The organism is Idiomarina aminovorans (genome assembly GCF_023155095.1).
Classification (GTDB): domain Bacteria; phylum Pseudomonadota; class Gammaproteobacteria; order Enterobacterales; family Alteromonadaceae; genus Idiomarina; species Idiomarina aminovorans.
In genome coordinates this window covers 1-17473 of sequence record NZ_JAKNDA010000003.1, presented here as the reverse complement: position 1 = coordinate 17473, position 17473 = coordinate 1, and the positions used below count along the sequence as shown (strand labels likewise).

The 17473-nt window shown below is 45.3% G+C and carries 25 protein-coding genes; 18 read left to right on the top strand and 7 right to left on the bottom strand.

The features are described from left to right. The first annotated feature begins 75 nt into the window (after positions 1 to 75). Positions 76 to 1479 (top strand): carbohydrate porin, encoded by a 1404-nt coding sequence (locus L8G48_RS06660; RefSeq protein ID WP_248263828.1) that lies wholly within the window; start codon positions 76 to 78, stop codon positions 1477 to 1479. Between the two features lie 45 nt (positions 1480 to 1524). Here the strand turns inward: L8G48_RS06660 and L8G48_RS06655 are convergent, their stop codons facing one another. The 6 genes from L8G48_RS06655 to L8G48_RS06630 are packed head-to-tail and all read right to left on the bottom strand — an operon-like array spanning position 1525 to position 7331. Then, a complete protein-coding gene (locus tag L8G48_RS06655) occupies positions 1525 to 1917 on the bottom strand; it encodes a Na+/H+ antiporter subunit G (protein WP_248263827.1) in 393 nt (130 codons plus the stop codon). 12 nt (positions 1918 to 1929) lie between these two features. After that, the gene (locus L8G48_RS06650; RefSeq protein ID WP_248263826.1) at positions 1930 to 2199 is read right to left on the bottom strand and encodes a K+/H+ antiporter subunit F; all 270 of its coding nucleotides are present in this window, start codon (positions 2197 to 2199) and stop codon (positions 1930 to 1932) included. Further along, a complete protein-coding gene (locus tag L8G48_RS06645; protein ID WP_248263825.1) occupies positions 2193 to 2681 on the bottom strand; it encodes a Na+/H+ antiporter subunit E in 489 nt (162 codons plus the stop codon). Before L8G48_RS06645 ends, L8G48_RS06650 begins: the two co-directional genes overlap by 7 nt. 5 nt (positions 2682 to 2686) lie before the next feature. Next, the gene (locus L8G48_RS06640) at positions 2687 to 4201 is read right to left on the bottom strand and encodes a monovalent cation/H+ antiporter subunit D (protein WP_248263824.1); all 1515 of its coding nucleotides are present in this window, start codon (positions 4199 to 4201) and stop codon (positions 2687 to 2689) included. After that, positions 4201 to 4542 carry a Na+/H+ antiporter subunit C gene (locus tag L8G48_RS06635; protein WP_248263823.1) on the bottom strand — a complete coding sequence of 114 codons (342 nt, stop codon included), beginning with the start codon at positions 4540 to 4542 and terminating at the stop codon, positions 4201 to 4203. Before L8G48_RS06635 ends, L8G48_RS06640 begins: the two co-directional genes overlap by 1 nt. Further along, a complete protein-coding gene (locus tag L8G48_RS06630; RefSeq protein WP_248263822.1) occupies positions 4542 to 7331 on the bottom strand; it encodes a monovalent cation/H+ antiporter subunit A in 2790 nt (929 codons plus the stop codon). The genes L8G48_RS06635 and L8G48_RS06630 overlap by 1 nt, the downstream gene beginning before the upstream one ends. A gap of 272 nt (positions 7332 to 7603) precedes the next feature. On the opposite strand from L8G48_RS06630, the gene rplN reads away from it, so the two are divergent. From rplN to rplQ, 17 genes are all read left to right on the top strand, one after another. Beyond that, positions 7604 to 7972: a 50S ribosomal protein L14 gene (rplN, locus tag L8G48_RS06625; RefSeq protein ID WP_248263821.1), complete on the top strand. Its 369-nt coding sequence runs from the start codon at positions 7604 to 7606 to the stop codon at positions 7970 to 7972. A gap of 10 nt (positions 7973 to 7982) precedes the next feature. Then, entirely contained in the window at positions 7983 to 8297 is a 315-nt protein-coding gene (rplX, locus tag L8G48_RS06620) for a 50S ribosomal protein L24 (RefSeq protein ID WP_248263820.1), read from the top strand. 20 nt (positions 8298 to 8317) lie between these two features. After that, positions 8318 to 8857, top strand: a complete 540-nt coding sequence (rplE, locus tag L8G48_RS06615) for a 50S ribosomal protein L5 (RefSeq protein ID WP_126782946.1) — start codon at positions 8318 to 8320, stop codon at positions 8855 to 8857. 11 nt (positions 8858 to 8868) lie between these two features. Further along, a complete protein-coding gene (rpsN, locus tag L8G48_RS06610) occupies positions 8869 to 9174 on the top strand; it encodes a 30S ribosomal protein S14 (RefSeq protein WP_011235134.1) in 306 nt (101 codons plus the stop codon). A 26-nt stretch (positions 9175 to 9200) separates the two neighbouring features. Further along, complete coding sequence (gene rpsH / locus L8G48_RS06605; RefSeq protein WP_248263819.1) at positions 9201 to 9593, top strand: 30S ribosomal protein S8; 393 nt, start codon at positions 9201 to 9203, stop codon at positions 9591 to 9593. A gap of 13 nt (positions 9594 to 9606) precedes the next feature. Next, entirely contained in the window at positions 9607 to 10140 is a 534-nt protein-coding gene (gene rplF / locus L8G48_RS06600) for a 50S ribosomal protein L6 (protein ID WP_248263818.1), read from the top strand. 9 nt (positions 10141 to 10149) lie between these two features. Next, complete coding sequence (gene rplR, locus L8G48_RS06595) at positions 10150 to 10503, top strand: 50S ribosomal protein L18 (protein WP_248263817.1); 354 nt, start codon at positions 10150 to 10152, stop codon at positions 10501 to 10503. A gap of 9 nt (positions 10504 to 10512) precedes the next feature. Continuing rightward, complete coding sequence (gene rpsE, locus L8G48_RS06590; protein ID WP_126782943.1) at positions 10513 to 11013, top strand: 30S ribosomal protein S5; 501 nt, start codon at positions 10513 to 10515, stop codon at positions 11011 to 11013. A 6-nt stretch (positions 11014 to 11019) separates the two neighbouring features. Further along, positions 11020 to 11202, top strand: coding sequence for a 50S ribosomal protein L30 (gene rpmD, locus L8G48_RS06585; protein WP_126782942.1), 183 nt, complete (start codon positions 11020 to 11022; stop codon positions 11200 to 11202). A 3-nt stretch (positions 11203 to 11205) separates the two neighbouring features. Then, positions 11206 to 11640, top strand: a complete 435-nt coding sequence (gene rplO, locus L8G48_RS06580; protein ID WP_248263816.1) for a 50S ribosomal protein L15 — start codon at positions 11206 to 11208, stop codon at positions 11638 to 11640. Between the two features lie 5 nt (positions 11641 to 11645). Further along, entirely contained in the window at positions 11646 to 12974 is a 1329-nt protein-coding gene (gene secY / locus L8G48_RS06575; RefSeq protein WP_248263815.1) for a preprotein translocase subunit SecY, read from the top strand. 24 nt (positions 12975 to 12998) lie between these two features. Then, positions 12999 to 13112 carry a 50S ribosomal protein L36 gene (gene rpmJ, locus L8G48_RS06570; protein WP_006956433.1) on the top strand — a complete coding sequence of 38 codons (114 nt, stop codon included), beginning with the start codon at positions 12999 to 13001 and terminating at the stop codon, positions 13110 to 13112. A 120-nt stretch (positions 13113 to 13232) separates the two neighbouring features. After that, positions 13233 to 13589 carry a 30S ribosomal protein S13 gene (gene rpsM, locus L8G48_RS06565; RefSeq protein WP_248263814.1) on the top strand — a complete coding sequence of 119 codons (357 nt, stop codon included), beginning with the start codon at positions 13233 to 13235 and terminating at the stop codon, positions 13587 to 13589. Between the two features lie 12 nt (positions 13590 to 13601). Then, entirely contained in the window at positions 13602 to 13991 is a 390-nt protein-coding gene (gene rpsK / locus L8G48_RS06560; RefSeq protein WP_248263813.1) for a 30S ribosomal protein S11, read from the top strand. A 28-nt stretch (positions 13992 to 14019) separates the two neighbouring features. After that, entirely contained in the window at positions 14020 to 14640 is a 621-nt protein-coding gene (gene rpsD / locus L8G48_RS06555) for a 30S ribosomal protein S4 (RefSeq protein WP_011235124.1), read from the top strand. 25 nt (positions 14641 to 14665) lie between these two features. Beyond that, a complete protein-coding gene (locus L8G48_RS06550) occupies positions 14666 to 15655 on the top strand; it encodes a DNA-directed RNA polymerase subunit alpha (protein WP_248263812.1) in 990 nt (329 codons plus the stop codon). A 39-nt stretch (positions 15656 to 15694) separates the two neighbouring features. Next, entirely contained in the window at positions 15695 to 16087 is a 393-nt protein-coding gene (rplQ, locus tag L8G48_RS06545; RefSeq protein ID WP_248263811.1) for a 50S ribosomal protein L17, read from the top strand. A 66-nt stretch (positions 16088 to 16153) separates the two neighbouring features. Here rplQ and L8G48_RS06540 read toward each other — a convergent pair whose 3' ends face one another. Next, complete coding sequence (locus L8G48_RS06540; RefSeq protein ID WP_248263810.1) at positions 16154 to 16951, bottom strand: hypothetical protein; 798 nt, start codon at positions 16949 to 16951, stop codon at positions 16154 to 16156. Positions 16952 to 17473 lie beyond the last annotated feature (522 nt).

Genomic DNA, 17473 nt, shown 5'->3' with positions numbered 1-17473 from the left:
TAAATAATTTATTATTTTTGAATAATTAATAATAAAAACGTACACCTGTGCGTGATACTCAGAGGGAATCAACCTATGTCAAAGAGTTTAATCTTCGCAGCTACGGTACTTGCCGCAAGTCCGGTAGTTGTTTCTGCTCAGGGAGCTAACTCAGTCGAACAGGAAATTCAGGCATTAAAAGAACGGTTGGCTGAACTTGAAAAGCGTCTTTCTGAAAAACAAGAACGAGAAGAAAAAGTTGTTATTGTAGAGAAACGAAAAATAGAAAAGGATGAAACGTCGGGTAAAGATGCGAAGAGACAAACCTTAGTCTATGACTCAGGAGCACATGCGCGTTTAGAGGAATTAGAGCAGAAAACTCAAGAAAATGAGAACTGGCCAATAAAAGTTCATGGCGCCATTCGTTTTCAGTACGAGTACAACAACTACGACTCAGATAATGAGAACCGGACAGGAGATCTCGACTTTGATATCTTCCGCCTGAATTTTGATGGAGAAATGGGTGGGGTTATTTTATCGGCTGAGTATCGTTGGTTTAATTACCAGGATGTTGTAAAGCATGCGTGGTTTGGCTATGACTTTACGGACAAACTCCAGGGACAAGTCGGCGTTGTTAAAATACCCTTTGGTAACATGCCTTATAATTCCCATAGTTATTTCTTCAACAGTACCTTTTATGTCGGTTTAGAAGATGAACACGACAATGGTATCCGTTTTAAATATCGTGGAGATGACTGGGATTTCGATCTGGCTTATTTAAAGTCTGATGAACAAGGTGGTATCGACGGTGCGACCTCTGACAGAACCGCTCGTTACAACTACGACACGGTCGGTATTCGGCTACCGGGACAAGGTGCTTTTGACGAACCAGGATTATCTGTCGGAGAAAGTAATAGTTATGCGTTCCGTACGGCACGTAAGTTTAATTTCAGTGACAAAGAAAACTTAGAGCTGGGAGTTTCGGTTCAGGGTGGGAACTTATATTCGGGAACAGCGGCTGATGGTTTTACCGAAGCACAAGCTTTTGAGAACCAAAATGTTGGTAACCGTTTAGCCTGGTCCGCACATGGTATTTACAATAACGGACCGTGGAATGTTCAGCTGCAATATTCAGACTATGACTATGATATTAAGCTAGAGAACCGTGGTGTTTATATGGCGGCTTATGCGTATTATGACGCTATTCCTGCAGAAGCAAAGTTATATACCGCTAACGTTGCTTATACAATGCCGGTAGACATTGGTCCACTGACAAGCTTAACTTTCTATAATGACCACAGCTTAATGACCGATAAAATGGGCTATCAGGACGATACCTGGATGAACGTATTAGGGGTAGCTGTTGCCGCCGGCGGTGGCTTTTATACTTACGTTGATTATGTAAGAGCTAAAAACCAGCCGTTTATTGGTGGTAATACGGCAACAGATGGTGGCGAGGTTAATGACCGTTTCAATATCAACTTCGGTTATTACTTTTAAATCTAAAGTTTCTGCGCGTTAAAATAAGAAAGACATGGTTCCCGGCTAGGGTTCCATGTCTTTTTCTTTGGGTAGTATATGTTCGTATGAATCACCTTCTTGCCGAAAGTCTTTTGTCCGGTTAAACATTTTTAGCTCTGTATGCAGTGCCGCTTTGGCCATGATGTGGGCGCTGATAGGGGCTGTTAAGAATAAGAAAATGGCAATCAATAACTCGTTTAAGTTTATTGTGCCTTGAACTGACGTAATTATGATGGATGCAATAACAATACCGCCAATGCCAATTGTCGTGTTTTTAGTGGGAGCATGTAACCGGGTAAAAAAGTCGGGTAGTATGGCTAACCCTAATGATCCGATAAAGGCAAATATAGCCCCTAACAGAATAAAGAAGGAAGCTAACCATTGGGCCCACTCGGGTAATTGATTCAATGTTTCCATAATTTTTACCTCTTATTCTATTAAGTCGCCACGCAGTAAAAACTTACCTGCTGCGATAGTGCCGACGAAACCAAACATAGCGATGAGTAGTGCCGCCTCAAAATAGGTTTGGGTGTTTTGATACATTCCCAGCAATAGTAATAAAGCCAGTGAATTAATATAAACGGTATCCAGTGCCAGTATTCTGTCTGGTAAATCCGGGCCTTTAGCGAGTCGCCAAAAGTTCATTAACACCGATAAGCTGAATAATAAAAAAGCAATGTGCAGTACCGTGGTTAACATTGAAAAATCTCCTTCAGACGGCGCTCGTAACGGTTTCTAATGGTATTAATTAAGTCTTCCGGGTTTTCCTCAGAAAAGGCGTGGATGAGAATACCTTTACGGCCACGAGTGATTTCGCAGGATACCGTTCCGGGGGTCAGCGTTATAGTGCTGGCCAGAATGGTAACCGGGAGTTCTTCTTTCATATCCAGTGGAAAAACAAAAAGAGCGGGTCTAATTGAACGCGGTTTCCTCAGAATGAGGGCGGCGACTTTAAAGTTGGCAACAACGATGTCTTGCAAAAGAATTAGGAAGTAAACGACAGCAAGGTCCGGCCGTTTAACTTTTGCAAAGTAGGGCCAAGCGCCCCGGAATAAAAACGGAATAAACCACGCAAATAGTGCTCCAAGCACCATTACGCCGGGAGCAACTGAGTTAAACAGTAAAACCCAGACGATTAATAAAAACAGTGACAACCAGGGCGTCGGGAAAATATTTTTCATAATCATTACTCCTTCCCTTCGGTCAGTACACGTGATGGATACTGCTCTATATCGTAAAGCTGTTCTGCAACAGCCTCGGTGTAATTTCTTATGGGATTAGCAAAGACCGTCATCAGTAATGATAAAGCCAGTAGCATTGCGACTGCAGCGCGTTTCCCAAAGGGAGCTGACTGGTCGTTGGCTTTACCTGAGAGGGTATGCCAAAGCATCTTGCTGCCCGCTCGGGTTACTGCAATCAGCATAATAAGAGTAGCGGTCAATAGGGCTCCCCAGAGCCAAAAGCTCATCAGATTTGGACTGGTCGATTCCATAATCATTAATTTTCCGACAAAGCCGGACAGTGGTGGTAAACCAATAATCGCAATTGCGGCCACCAGAAACATAACTGAATAAGTAGAATGGTTAGCCATTTTCTTGCCGGAAACAATACGCGACGCTGTTTTGCCTCGTTCAAATGCAATAAGGTCGACCAACAAAAATAATGCACCGGTAATGAAAGTTGAATGAATTAAATAAAACAACATGGCACCAGTTGTCGCCGTTCCATTTAGGCTGTAGGTCGCGATAAGTGTACCAATGGATATCACAACTAAATAGGCTACAAGCAAACGTAAATCGCGTGCCCCAAGGATACCAATAGCTCCGGCAAGCATAGTAATGAGCCCCATTACCCACAGCCAGTCATGTACAATTAGTGCAAGCTCGTTAGCTTCTGGACCAAAAATTAAGGTATATACCCGTACTATTGAGTAGACCCCAACCTTGGTCATTATGGCGAACAGAGCCGCGACCACACCGGTTGTCGTGGAATAAGCCTGAGGCAACCAAAAGTGTAGTGGTAAAATAGCGGCTTTTATACCGAATACAATCAGCAACATCATACCGCCAGCTTTAGCCAGCGCCGCCTGATCGCCACTGAGTTGCTGTATTTGCGTGGCAAGGTCGGCCATATTGAGCGTACCAGTAACGCCATACAAGGTACCGATACCGATTAAGAAGAGTAAAGAGCCTAAAAGGTTGATGAGCACATAATGCAAGGTGATACGTAAGCGGAACTTTCCTCCGCCGTGCATCAGTAGTGCGTAGGACGAAATTAACAGCACTTCAAAAAATACGAATAGGTTGAAAATATCACCGGTCGCGAAAGCTCCCATTATACCCATTATCTGAAACTGAAATAACGCCTGAAAGTGAGAGCCAAGGTTATCTTCCGCATAGCAACCATAGATAAGCACTGGTAGTGCCAGTATGGCTGTTATTAGCATCATCAGAGCACTAAGCTTGTCTACCATCAGCACAATGCCGAAAGGCGCAGACCAGTCACCCAGAGCGTAAACTATCATTCCGTCCTGATTAACCTGAAGGAGTAGGGCAACACTCAATATCAAGGTCAATAGACTGGCAAGCAGGCCTATTGCTCTGCGCTTGGGCTGAGGCTTGTCACCCCAGGGCAAAAGCTGTAATAAAGCAGCCAGCAACGGCACTAAAATAGGAAGTATCGCCAAATGTTGTTGCCACATCAGCGGTTGCCCTCCGTACTGTTATCTTGTTGATTAACTTCATCCGTACCCAATTCGCCGCGAGCGCGGACAGCTAAGATAATTGAATAGGCTGTCATTGCGAAACCGATAACGATAGCGGTAAGAACCAAAGCCTGCGGCAAAGGGTCGGCATAGATTTCCTGGGTGCCGTAAATGGGTGCGCCATCTATGGTCAGGCGACCCGTCGAAAATAGAAATAAGTTAACGGCATAAGACAGCATTGTAATGCCGACCACTACAGGAAAAGAGCGGCCGCGCAAAATGAGAAAAACACTGCATGCGGTTAAAATACCAACGGTTACGGAATATAAAGTTTCCATTAATGTCCCTCATGCGTTGGGCGATGACGTGTGGTCATTTTTCCAAAGTTACTTAAAATCATCATCGTAGCGCCAATAACGGTTAGGAAAACGCCAAGATCGAATAATAAAGCCGTAGCAAATTCAAATTTACCGACTACTGGCCAGTCTAAATAAGTGAACCATGATGTCAGGAATGGCTTGTCAAATATCCAGCTGCCAACACCAGTCAGTGCCGCCGTCATAACACCAAACGACATAAGAGACTGGTAGTTTACATCGAAGCGTTCTTTTACCCAGTCGACACCATTAGCGATGTATTGCAGGATCATGGCTGACGCAACTATGAGACCAGCGATGAAACCACCACCGGGTAAGTTATGGCCTCTAAAGAAAATATAGACGGCGACTACCATAGCCATCGGCAGGATAATGTTAGACACAGTAGTTAACATCAGCGGATGTTTAATTCGATGCCAGGGACGCCCGTCAATATCACTTGAAGGCATAAATGGCTTGAGTTTGTTTAATAGCTTATGAATCCCCGCTGCTGCTATCGCCAATACGGTAATCTCCCCTAAGGTATCGAAGCCACGGAAATCTACCAGAATAACGTTAACGACATTGGTTCCGCCACCGCCTGACTTGGCATTAGCAAGGAAGAAGTCTGAAATACTTTCAAAAGGCGAAGTGAGTATTGCGAAGTTTAGTGTGGCGACAATACCGCCTATAAAGCTGGCAATAATAATATCGCGGAAGACTCTATGACCAGAAGACGCACGATTGGTCTTTTGTGGCATAAAGAACAAAGCCAGTATCATCAGAATGATGCTTACCACCTCGACCACAAGTTGAGTCATGGCTAAGTCAGGTGCAGAGAAATGAGCAAAGGCTAAAGAAACAATAAGCCCCACAACAGACAGCATGGTCAACATAACGAATCGATTACGATGCAAGGTTGCAGTCGCGAAAGCGGCTCCAATCAGCACCAATGCACCAACCATACTGACCATATCGACAGGCAGTTGAGGCTTGCCGCCGGTAACGACATTTAAATCGCTTAACGAAGGAATGAGAACCACGATAACGCTGATAAGCACAAATGCAATGTAGCGCTGCAGTGAGCCTGTATCTAACCGTTCATAAAAATTTGCTGCGGCATCTGATATTTTTTGAACGATGATTTCAAAATTATGTTTAGCATCCTGACCATCAAATTGACGGTTGAACGTAAACAGTTGATCCCGCGCCATGTATATCAGAATACCGCCAATGACAGCGACCGCACTCATTAATAAAGGTAGGTTGAATCCATGCCAAAGAGATAGCTTAACTTGAACCTGAGTCGCTGTAACGGCTGAAGCAGCCTGGTCGAGTATACCGGACACCATAGTCATAGGTGCCAGCCCTATAGCAATACACAGTAAAGCAAGCACTACTACAGGCGCAGACATCATGCGTGGCGGATCATGAGGCTTCGTGGGTAGCTCTTTGTACTCACCATTAAAGAAAACATCGTGAATAAAGCGGATAGAGTAAGCAACGGAGAGCATAGCGCCTACGGTTGCCAAAACGGGAATAAACCAGGATAACCCGCCAAATAAATGTTGCTGCAGAGCTTGATCCAGGAACAGCTCTTTGGACATAAATCCATTAAAGGGCGGTATACCTGCCATTGAAGCCGCTACAATCATTGCCAGAGTTGCTGTAATTGGCATCAGGCTCATGAGGCCTTGTAGCTTTCTCATATCGCGTGTGCCTGACTCGTGGTCTATGATACCGGCGGTCATGAATAGTGCCGCTTTAAAGAAGGCGTGGTTAATTACATGAAACAGCGCTGCTATAACAGCACCTTGTGTGCCTATCCCCAGAAGCATACAAATGAGGCCCAGGTGGCTTATTGTCGAGAAGGCGAGCAAACCTTTCAAGTCATGTTTTAACAACGCAAAGTAAGCACCAACTAACATCGTAATTAAGCCGGTAAGAGTGACTAACGTAAACCACAATTCAGTTTCGGCTAATACGGGGTGAAATCGTGCTAATAGAAATATACCGGCCTTCACCATAGTGGCCGAGTGTAAGTACGCACTGACAGGTGTTGGTGCCGCCATGGCATGGGGCAACCAAAATTGAAAAGGGAATTGAGCCGACTTAGTAAAAGCACCCAATAACATTAATATCAACGCTGGTACATAATAGGCGTGGGTTTTTATTTGTTCTGCTGCAGCAAACACAGTATCCAGTTGATAGCCACCGGCTATGTGGCCGATAATAAGCAGCCCGGCCAAAAGAGCCAGTCCGCCGGCCCCCGTTGTCGCTAATGCCATACGAGCACCGCGACGGGCATCACTGCTGTGGAACCAGTAACCAATCAGCAAGAACGACGAGATACTGGTTAATTCCCAAAAAACCCATAACAATAGAATGTTGTCGGCCATAACAATGCCAAGCATTGACGACATAAATAACAGTAAGCAGGCATAAAAACGGGATTCATCATCGTTACTGCTTAAATAATAGTGGGCATAAGCGATGATTAGTAAACCAATTCCTAAGATTAATCCGACAAAAAGGAGGGATAGACCATCCAGACGTACGGCAAAATCGAGCCCTATGCCGGGTAGCCATTCGACCATTTGTTTCGGTACCTCACCTGCTAACGTAGCAGGCGCATACTGAAATAAAACGATTAAACACAAAATAGGAACGAGTAACGTAATCCCAGTCTTTATCGGTCGCGAGGCTTGCTTAAAAATAAGCGGTAAGAGCGCACCAAAGAATGGGGCAAAAATAATGAATAACAGATTCATACTATAGAAGTCCCAAGTCAGCCTATGCTCTTATATAACAGGTATACTTATTAGAGCAACGTAAAGTGTTGAATTTACCATTGGTTCTGTTTTTATCCAACTGAACTTGGCCCTAAACATAGTAAGTTCATCGTACACCTACGAAAAATTCTGAGATTACCCTACCACTTACAAATTTTATCTGTTACACTTCGCGACCCTTTTTATAAGGGAAAAACCAAAGGCAGCACGACCCGAGAGGGTCTGTTTTTTTAACTAAGCGGGGCACTGAAATGATCCAAATGCAAACTACCCTGGACGTTGCCGATAACTCCGGCGCGCGCAGCGTACAATGTATTAAGGTTCTAGGTGGTTCGCACCGTCGCTACGCAAACATCGGCGATATCATCAAAGTTACTGTCAAGGAAGCAATTCCGCGCGGTAAGGTGAAGAAAGGCGATGTAGTGAATGCGGTGGTCGTTCGCACCAGAAAAGGCGTCCGTCGACAAGACGGGTCGGTCATCCGTTTTGACCGCAACTCGGCTGTGTTGTTGAATAACAACCAACAGCCCATTGGCACACGTATTTTCGGGCCGGTAACTCGTGAGCTGCGTTCAGAGCAGTTTATGAAGATTATCTCGCTGGCACCAGAAGTACTATAAGGAGTCAATTATGGCGGCAAAAATTAAACGTGATGACGAAATAGTCGTCCTGGCAGGTAAGGATAAGGGCAAGCAAGGTAAAGTCCTTAAAGTTCTTACTGATAAAGATCGCGTGATCGTGGAAGGCGTCAACGTAGTCAAGAAACACCAAAAGCCAAATCCTGGCGCAGGTGAATCTGGCGGTATCGTTGAACAAGAAGCTGCCATCCACATTTCGAACGTAGCGATCCTTAACCCAGAGACAGGTAAAGCAGATCGTGTTGGATTTCGTATTGAAGATGGCAAGAAAGTTCGCTTCTTCAAATCGAACAACGCAATCATTTAATTCAAACTTGGAGTTTTACGATGGCGAAACTGCATGATTTTTATAGAGAATCAGTAGTTCCTGGACTGATGAAAGAGTTCAGCTACAACAGCGTCATGCAAGTCCCTCGGATTGAAAAGATCACCCTTAACATGGGTGTTGGTGAAGCTCTGGCTGACAAAAAAGTACTTGATAACGCAGTGGCTGACTTAGAGGCTATCTCTGGTCAAAAGCCAATTCGTACTGTGGCACGCAAGTCTGTCGCCGGTTTCAAAGTCCGTGAAGGCTTCCCGATTGGCTGTAAAGTAACTCTGCGCGGCGAGCGCATGTGGGACTTTTTGCAACGCTTAATTTCGATTGCAATCCCACGTATCCGTGACTTCCGTGGCTTGAACGCTAAGTCGTTCGATGGCCGAGGTAATTACAGCATGGGTGTTCGTGAGCAGATCATCTTTCCGGAAGTCGACTATGACAAAGTCGACAAGGTACGTGGTCTGGATATCACCATTACCACTAATGCTGGCACAGATGACGAAGCTCGTGCTTTGCTAGCTGCCTTTAACTTCCCGTTCAGAAAGTAAGGTGTAGAGTTATGGCAAAACAGTCAATGAAAGCGCGTGACGTGAAGCGAGCTAAAATCGCTTCAAAATACGCAGAAAAACGCAACGCACTGAAAACGGTCATTAATGACCCTAAAGCATCAGACGAAGAGCGTTGGGAAGCCGTACTTAAATTGCAACAGCTCCCACGTGATGCCAGTCCGACGCGTCAACGTAACCGTTGTCGTATAACTGGTCGTCCTCATGGTTTCCTTCGTAAATTCGGTATGAGCCGAATCAAGGTCCGTGAGATGGCGATGCGCGGTGAAATTCCTGGCTTGAAAAAAGCTAGCTGGTAAGCCACGAATCACGGGAGAAAGCAAATATGAGCATGCAAGATCCAATTGCGGATATGTTCACACGCATTCGCAACGCTCAAGGTGCTAACAAAGTAACGGTTAAAATGCCGTCTTCTAAGCAGAAAGTGGCGATTGCTCAAGTTCTGAAAGAAGAAGGTTTTATTACTGCTTATAGTGCTGAGAGTACTGTTAAACCTGAGCTTGAAGTCGAATTGAAATATTTCGAGGGCAAGCCAGTAATCGAATCAATCGAGCGCGTTAGTCGCCCTGGTTTGCGTATCTATAAGAAACGCAACGAGTTGCCTAACGTAATGGGTGGCCTTGGCATCGCAGTAGTTTCGACGTCTAAAGGCCTGATGACTGATCGTGCCGCTCGCCAAGCTGGCCTTGGTGGCGAAATCATTGGTTACGTAGCGTAATAGGAGGTAGGAAATGTCACGTGTTGCTAAAGCACCTATTGAAATTCCTGCTGGCGTTGAAGTTACGCTAAATGGCCAGGAAGTCACGATTAAAGGTGCCCAAGGCTCGCTGAGTCGTGTTGTTAACAATGCCGTTGAACTGGTGAAAGAAGAGAGTGAGTTACGCACTAACGCTCGCGAAAGTGTCGCAAACTCAACTGCTCAAGCTGGTACGGCGCGCGCATTGTTGCAAAACATGGTGGTCGGAGTTACTAAGGGATTCGAACGTAAGTTACAGTTGATGGGTGTTGGTTACCGTGCGCAAGCGCAGGGTAATAAACTGAACCTTACTCTGGGCTTCTCGCATCCTGTGGAGTTCGAGATTCCGGAAGGAATCACAATCGATACTCCGACTCAGACTGAAGTCGTCGTTAAAGGTGCAGATAAGCAGTTAGTCGGTCAAGTTGCCGCTAACATTCGTGCATACCGTAAACCTGAGCCGTATAAAGGCAAAGGTGTCCGTTATGCTGACGAGCAAGTGCGCCGTAAAGAAGCCAAGAAAAAGTAGGGTAATACGATGGACAATAAAGCAGCTCGCTTACGTCGTGCTACTCGCGCACGTAAACAAATTAAAGAGTTGGGTGCAAATCGCCTGGTCGTTCACCGTACACCACGGCATATTTACGCGCAGTTGATCGCACCTAACGGTTCTGAAGTGCTGGCAGCCGCATCGACTGCAGAGAAGACTATTCGCGACGCGCTGAAAGCTACGGGTAACGTAGATGCAGCTAAAGTCGTGGGTAAAACTATCGCTGAACGAGCGATTGAAAAAGGCGTTAAAAGCGTATCTTTCGATCGTAGTGGTTTTAAATACCACGGTCGCGTAGCCGCATTAGCGGACGCAGCTCGTGAAGCCGGACTTCAGTTCTAGGAGACGAACATGGCAAATGTAGAAGCTCAAACCGGTGAACTGATAGAGAAGTTGATTACAGTTAATCGTGTAGCAAAAGTTGTTAAAGGTGGTCGTATCTTTAGCTTCACTGCACTGACTGTGGTTGGCGACGGTAAAGGTAAAGTCGGTTTTGGTTATGGTAAAGCGCGTGAAGTACCCGCTGCTATTCAAAAAGCAATGGAAAAAGCACGTCGCAATATGGTGACCGTTCAACTGAAAGGCGAAACTTTACAGCATCCTGTTAAAGGACGTCATTCAGGTTCACAGGTATACATGCAACCTGCTTCAGAAGGTACAGGTATCATCGCTGGTGGTGCAATGCGTGCAGTTCTGGAAGTTTCAGGTGTACATAACGTGCTGTCAAAAGCATATGGTTCAACCAACCCAATCAACGTTGTTCGCGCGACTATAAAAGCGTTGAACGGCATGAAATCGCCGGAGCAAGTTGCTGCGAAGCGTGGATTGCGCGTTGACGAAATACTGGGGTAGTGAACAATGGCGAATAAGACAATCAAAGTAACACAGACGCGTAGCTCTATCGGTCGTTTGCCGAAGCATAAAGCTACACTACGTGGCTTGGGTCTCCGCCGCATTGGTCACACAGTAGAGTTGGAAGACACTGCTGCAGTCCGCGGTATGGTGAACCGAGTTAATTACATGATAAAGGTGGAGGGATAACGCATGGATCTTAATACACTTGCTCCCGCACCTGGTGCAAAAAGCAGCAAAAAGCGCGTTGGGCGCGGCATTGGTTCTGGTCTTGGAAAGACTGGTGGGCATGGTCACAAAGGGCAGAAATCTCGCTCTGGTGGTACCGTTAAGCCAGGTTTCGAAGGCGGACAAATGCCAATTCAGCGTCGTCTGCCAAAATTTGGTTTTACTTCTCGCAAGGCAATGGTCGCTGCAGAAGTAAACTTGGCAGAAATCGCGAAAGTCGACGGTAATACCGTTGAACTGGCGACTTTGAAAGCAGCAGGTCTCGTTCGTAAGAACGTACTACAGGCTAAAGTCATCAAATCAGGTGAATTAAGTCGTGCTGTGACTATAAAAGGTCTTAAAGTCACCAAAGGCGCTCGCGAAGCTATTGAAGCTGCTGGCGGCAAAATCGAAGGATAGAGCAAATGGCTAAACCAGGATTGGAATCAAATCGAGCGCAAGGTGGCTTGTCGGAACTTAAGCGTCGCCTGTTGTTTGTGTTAGGAGCGATTATCGTTTTCCGAGCGGGCTCCTTTGTGCCTATTCCTGGTATAGATGCCGCTGTATTAGCTCAGTTATTCGAACAGCAGAAAGATACCATCGTTGCCATGTTTAACATGTTTAGCGGTGGTGCCTTGGAACGTGCTTCAGTATTTGCATTAGGTATTATGCCGTATATTTCGGCTTCGATTATTATGCAATTGGCCAGTGTCGTACATCCGCGCCTGGCTGAGCTTAAGAAAGAAGGTGAATCTGGTCGTCGTAAGATAAACCAGTATACACGGTGGGGTACTTTAGTACTGGCTACATTTCAGTCGATAGGTATAGCTACAGGCTTACCGAATTTAATGCCCGGGCTCGTAATAGACCCTGGTTTCGGCTTCTATTTCACTGCTATCGTGAGCTTAGTCACGGGAACAATGTTCCTAATGTGGTTAGGTGAACAAATAACTGAGCGTGGTATAGGCAACGGTATCTCTATCCTGATCTTTGTGGGTATTGTTGCAGGATTACCTTCCGCTGTCGGCCAAACAGCCGAACAAGCGCGTCAGGGTGACTTGCACCTGTTATTGTTGTTATTAATTGGTGTTGTAGTTTTAGCAGTCACTTACTTCGTTGTTTTTGTCGAGCGTGGTCAACGTCGTATCGTCGTTAACTATGCAAAACGTCAACAAGGCCGTAAAGTATTTGCTGCGCAAAGTACGCACTTGCCGTTGAAGGTGAATATGGCGGGTGTTATTCCACCAATTTTTGCGTCGAGCATTATTTTATTTCCGGGTACCATTGCCACTTGGTTTGGCTCTGGTGAAGGTATGGTTGCAGACTTTTTGCAACAGGTATCGATGACATTGTCTCCCGGTCAGCCGTTATATGTGTTATTGTATGCGGCTGCGATAATCTTCTTTTGTTTCTTCTATACCGCTTTGGTTTTTAACCCTCGCGAAACGGCAGATAATTTGAAGAAGTCAGGGGCGTTTATCCCGGGCATACGTCCAGGCGAACAAACCTCTAGATACATCGATAAAGTAATGACGCGTTTAACTTTAGCAGGCGCACTGTACATTACCTTTGTCTGTTTGGTTCCGGAGTTCATGATGATTGCATGGAATGTGCAGTTCTACTTCGGCGGTACATCATTATTGATTATCGTGGTTGTAATTATGGACTTTATGGCACAGGTTCAGACTCATATGATGTCACATCAATATGACTCTGTCTTGAAAAAAGCCAATCTGAAAGGCTATGGCCGGTAAGATTGGGTAGAACGGAGAGTAGCAATGAAAGTTCGTGCTTCCGTGAAGAAAATCTGTCGTAACTGCAAGATCATCAAGCGTAACGGTGTAGTTCGCGTTATTTGCACTGATGCTAAGCATAAACAACGACAAGGTTGATTCGAAGGAAAGACTGGCGGCTTAACGGCCGCAGTCTTTGAAGTATTTGCAATTCGGCAATCGGTTGAGTATCCTAACGGGCTTTTCAACTGAAGCCTACAAATTAAAGGAGACGTGTTAGTGGCCCGTATCGCTGGCATTAACGTTCCTGACAATAAGCATGCAGTCATAGCTTTGACTGCAATCTACGGTGTTGGGCATACCCGTTCACAGCATATTCTTGCTGCGGCCGGTATCGCTGAAGACACTAAGATTGGTTCATTGTCAGAAGACAAACTGGACGCGCTTCGTGACGCTGTATCTAAGTTCGCTGTAGAAGGTGACTTGCGTCGTGAAGTATCTATGAACATTAAACGTTTGATGGACCTCGGATGTTTCCGTGGACTTCGTCATCGTCGTAGCCTACCTCTACGTGGACAGCGCACTAAAACAAATGCGCGCACTCGTAAAGGTCCGCGCAAACCAATTAAGAAATAGGGGGATTGAGTAATGGCTAAAACACCGACTCGTTCTCGCAAGCGCGTTAAAAAGCAAGTCGCCGATGGCATGGCTCACGTGCATGCATCTTTCAACAACACCATTATTACTATTACTGATCGTCAGGGTAACGCATTGTCTTGGGCTACTGCTGGTGGATCAGGGTTCCGTGGTTCACGGAAATCAACGCCGTTTGCAGCGCAGGTTGCAGCAGAACGTGCGGGTGAGATGGCGAAGGAATACGGACTGAAAAACCTGGAAGTATTTGTGAATGGTCCAGGCCCGGGACGTGAATCATCGATTCGTGCCCTCAATGCCCTTGGATATAAAATTACAAATATTACCGATGTGACACCTATTCCTCACAACGGTTGTCGTCCGCCTAAGAAACGTCGCGTTTAAGGCGTGAATCGATAGTTGGAGAAAGATCATGGCTAGATATTTGGGTCCAAAGCTCAAGCTGAGCCGTCGCGAAGGAACCGATTTGTTCCTGAAAAGCGGCGTTCGCGCAATCGATTCTAAATGTAAGATCGAGACTGCACCAGGACAACACGGCGCTCGTCGCGGCCGTTTGTCAGACTACGGTGTTCAGTTGCGTGAGAAACAGAAAGTTCGTCGTATGTACGGCGTTCTGGAAAAGCAATTTCGTAACTACTACAAAGAAGCTGCACGACTGAAAGGCAATACCGGTGAAAACCTGTTGCAGTTGCTGGAACAGCGCTTGGATAACGTAGTGTATCGCATGGGTTTTGCGTCAACACGCGCAGAAGCTCGTCAGCTGGTCAGTCACAAAGCAGTTGTTGTGAATGGTCAGGTAGTGAACATTCCATCGTTCAAGGTTCGTCCTGAAGATGTCGTTTCTGTTCGCGAAAAAGCGAAGAAGCAGGCACGTATCGGAGCAGCACTGGAACTTGCAGAACAGCGTGAGAAACCAGTCTGGATAGAAGTAGACAACAACAAATTGGAAGGTGCATTCAAACGTCTTCCAGAACGTAGTGATTTGTCTGCTGAAATTAACGAACAGTTGATCGTAGAGCTTTACTCCAAGTAAAGCTTAAGCATAGAGAGAGGACACAATGCAGGGTTCTGTTACCGAATTCCTAAAGCCGAGGTTAGTCGACATCGAGCAAATCAGCCCGACTCATGCCAAGGTGACACTGGAGCCTCTGGAACGTGGCTTTGGTTATACACTAGGTAATGCGTTACGTCGCATTTTACTGTCGTCAATGCCAGGCTGTGCAGTGACTGAGGTTGAAATCGATGGCGTGCTGCACGAATACAGCAGCAAAGAGGGTGTTCAGGAAGATGTCATTGAAGTTTTGTTGAACCTGAAGGGGCTGGCAGTCAGCGTCGAAGGTAAAGATGAAGCGACTTTGACTTTGAATAAATCCGGAGCAGGTCCTGTAACAGCAGGCGATTTCACTCACGATGGTGATGTGGAAATTGTTAATCCTGAGCACGTTATCTGTCATCTGACAGGCGACTATGAACTCGTTATGCGGGTAAAAGTTGAACGTGGTCGCGGTTACGTGCCTGCGGCATCACGTCAGTCAACTGATGATGATGAACGTCCAATCGGTCGTCTACTTGTCGACGCGTCGTTCAGCCCGGTAGAACGCATTGCATATTCTGTAGATGCCGCGCGTGTTGAACAACGTACAGACTTGGATAAGCTGGTTATCGAAATGGAAACCAATGGTACATTGGATCCAGAGGAAGCTATTCGTCGAGCAGCTACAATTTTAGCTGAGCAACTCGATGCTTTTGTCGAACTTCGTGATATCAGTGAACCGGAAGAGAAAGAAGAGAAACCGGAATTTGATCCGATTCTTCTGCGTCCGGTGGACGACTTGGAATTGACTGTTCGATCTGCGAACTGCTTAAAAGCAGAAGCGATTCAGTACATTGGTGACTTAGTGCAACGTACCGAAGTTGAGTTGTTAAAGACTCCCAACTTAGGTAAGAAGTCGTTGACTGAAATCAAAGACGTGTTGGCTTCACGTGGTTTATCTCTGGGCATGCGCCTTGAGAACTGGCCACCAGCTAGCTTAATTGATAACGACTAAGGTCACCTTAGTAATAGATTTACTGAGAAGGGTATAGGTATGCGCCATCGTAAGAGTGGTCGTCAACTAAATCGAAACAGCAGCCATCGCCAGGCAATGTTCCGCAACATGGCAAGCTCTTTGGTGCGTCATGAGATAATCAAGACGACTTTGCCTAAGGCAAAAGAGTTACGTCGTGTTGTTGAGCCGTTAATCACAATGGCAAAGCAAGACAGCGTTGCGAACCGTCGTCTGTCTTTCTCACGCACACGTGACAAAGAGGTTGTTGGCAAGCTGTTTAATGAATTAGGCCCGCGTTATGAAGAACGCCTAGGTGGTTACACTCGCATTATTAAGTGTGGCTTCCGTACAGGTGATAACGCTCCAATGGCTTACATTGAATTAGTTGGTCGCCCAGAAGTTGAAGAAGTAGCTGAAGAAGTTACGGAATAACAGCTTTAAGAAGAAAAAAAGCCGACTGCTTGCAGTCGGCTTTTTAGTGTTTGAAATGATGAAAATTTATCGATTTATTTTTTTTGTCATTTCATCATCAAAAATTTGCGCAAAGGTTTTCTGTTTCAGATAACCTGCTTTGACCAACCATTCAAGTTCTTCACGAGTGACACCAGATTGCTTGGCTTCAAGCGTAAGTAGTCTCCAATCTTCCTGATTTAACTCGTAAGAATTTGCATCTTTTGATCCTACAAAAAAGTTTTTAAGGGCAGCAACAAGTGATGTCGCCGCTTCTGGTAATGCTTTTATTGATTCCGTTATTGAGGAAAGAATTGAATTAGGTGCTTCTTTGACTGCGGTTCTCAAAACTGACTCGGTAAAATCAGGATGAGATGCTATAGCCTTACCTAAAATATTTTCAGCCTGGTCAGGCTGTCGGCTTAGTGCAATAGCAATAATATCGTCGATATAAGCGGGCTCGGTTTGGATTGCTGCTTCTACAATAGTGTCACACAAATCAGGAAAGCGGCTTATAGCAGTATCTACGACGATGTAAGTAACGGCCGGTTCAGCCTGCATGGCTGCGACAACAATAGCCTTAACTCGACTCTCTTTGGCGTCAAAAGCGGCATTAACAATATAAGCTGCATGTTCTGGGTAATTATTTATTAGAATGCGTACGGTGCGCATAATTGAGAAGTTCTTCTGAAGGTGGTTATCAATTATATTTCGGTAGGTGCTTTTTAAATTGGATTCAGAGTTTTGCGTGTTGACCTCATAAGCCATAGCGTAACTCGTTTGTATTGCGCTAGGGTTGAAAGTTGCAACTATTAGACATGTAAGCGTTAGTAATTTCCAGCGCATAAAATTGAAGCTCCTCAATAGGTCTATTTTCTATTAGAGTGTTCAAATATAACAATAGTTCAAATAAAGCACAAAAAAATAACAAGGACGCTCTAAAAACCAACAAATAAAAAGCAATTAATCATCGTTGAACGGTTTTTAAGCAGTTAAACGGTTTGTCTGAAAAAAGATCTTGCAAGGCTCACAGAGATCACTATAATTCGTCGCCGTTGTCATGACTTATCCGCAAGGAATTCTGGCAACGGCGTTTTGTTTTAACCAAGCTTAAAAAGCTGATAAAAAATGGTTGACGAAACGTTCGGGAAGTGTAGAATACGCCTCCCTGCTTCGGAAGAAGCAACGCTCTTTAACAATACTATCAAGCCAAGCAAACTGTGTGGGCACTTGCAGAAGTGAGCAAACAAGAAATATTGTATTGCAACTTTTGAATGAGTGTTCAGCAAGCTTCAGAAATGAAGTGAGCAAAAACGCGTAATTCATTGAGTTGATTGAACTACTTTTAATTGAAGAGTTTGATCATGG

Excerpts from the sequence above, each read along its gene's own strand:
- rplR (WP_248263817.1), top strand. The coding sequence starts at position 10,150 with ATGGACAATAAAGCAGCTCGCTTACGTCGTGCTACTCGCGCACGTAAA.
- L8G48_RS06640 (WP_248263824.1), bottom strand. The coding sequence starts at position 4,201 with ATGTGGCAACAACATTTGGCGATACTTCCTATTTTAGTGCCGTTGCTG.
- rpsD (WP_011235124.1), top strand. The coding sequence starts at position 14,020 with ATGGCTAGATATTTGGGTCCAAAGCTCAAGCTGAGCCGTCGCGAAGGA.
- rplO (WP_248263816.1), top strand. The coding sequence starts at position 11,206 with ATGGATCTTAATACACTTGCTCCCGCACCTGGTGCAAAAAGCAGCAAA.
- rpsH (WP_248263819.1), top strand. The coding sequence starts at position 9,201 with ATGAGCATGCAAGATCCAATTGCGGATATGTTCACACGCATTCGCAAC.
- rplX (WP_248263820.1), top strand. The coding sequence starts at position 7,983 with ATGGCGGCAAAAATTAAACGTGATGACGAAATAGTCGTCCTGGCAGGT.
- rplN (WP_248263821.1), top strand. The coding sequence starts at position 7,604 with ATGATCCAAATGCAAACTACCCTGGACGTTGCCGATAACTCCGGCGCG.
- L8G48_RS06650 (WP_248263826.1), bottom strand. The coding sequence starts at position 2,199 with ATGTTAACCACGGTACTGCACATTGCTTTTTTATTATTCAGCTTATCG.
- rpmJ (WP_006956433.1), top strand. The coding sequence starts at position 12,999 with ATGAAAGTTCGTGCTTCCGTGAAGAAAATCTGTCGTAACTGCAAGATC.
- rpsN (WP_011235134.1), top strand. The coding sequence starts at position 8,869 with ATGGCAAAACAGTCAATGAAAGCGCGTGACGTGAAGCGAGCTAAAATC.
- secY (WP_248263815.1), top strand. The coding sequence starts at position 11,646 with ATGGCTAAACCAGGATTGGAATCAAATCGAGCGCAAGGTGGCTTGTCG.
- rpsE (WP_126782943.1), top strand. The coding sequence starts at position 10,513 with ATGGCAAATGTAGAAGCTCAAACCGGTGAACTGATAGAGAAGTTGATT.
- L8G48_RS06550 (WP_248263812.1), top strand. The coding sequence starts at position 14,666 with ATGCAGGGTTCTGTTACCGAATTCCTAAAGCCGAGGTTAGTCGACATC.
- L8G48_RS06655 (WP_248263827.1), bottom strand. The coding sequence starts at position 1,917 with ATGGAAACATTGAATCAATTACCCGAGTGGGCCCAATGGTTAGCTTCC.
- rplQ (WP_248263811.1), top strand. The coding sequence starts at position 15,695 with ATGCGCCATCGTAAGAGTGGTCGTCAACTAAATCGAAACAGCAGCCAT.
- L8G48_RS06630 (WP_248263822.1), bottom strand. The coding sequence starts at position 7,331 with ATGAATCTGTTATTCATTATTTTTGCCCCATTCTTTGGTGCGCTCTTA.
- L8G48_RS06660 (WP_248263828.1), top strand. The coding sequence starts at position 76 with ATGTCAAAGAGTTTAATCTTCGCAGCTACGGTACTTGCCGCAAGTCCG.
- rplE (WP_126782946.1), top strand. The coding sequence starts at position 8,318 with ATGGCGAAACTGCATGATTTTTATAGAGAATCAGTAGTTCCTGGACTG.
- L8G48_RS06635 (WP_248263823.1), bottom strand. The coding sequence starts at position 4,542 with ATGGAAACTTTATATTCCGTAACCGTTGGTATTTTAACCGCATGCAGT.
- L8G48_RS06645 (WP_248263825.1), bottom strand. The coding sequence starts at position 2,681 with ATGAAAAATATTTTCCCGACGCCCTGGTTGTCACTGTTTTTATTAATC.
- L8G48_RS06540 (WP_248263810.1), bottom strand. The coding sequence starts at position 16,951 with ATGCGCTGGAAATTACTAACGCTTACATGTCTAATAGTTGCAACTTTC.
- rpsK (WP_248263813.1), top strand. The coding sequence starts at position 13,602 with ATGGCTAAAACACCGACTCGTTCTCGCAAGCGCGTTAAAAAGCAAGTC.
- rplF (WP_248263818.1), top strand. The coding sequence starts at position 9,607 with ATGTCACGTGTTGCTAAAGCACCTATTGAAATTCCTGCTGGCGTTGAA.
- rpmD (WP_126782942.1), top strand. The coding sequence starts at position 11,020 with ATGGCGAATAAGACAATCAAAGTAACACAGACGCGTAGCTCTATCGGT.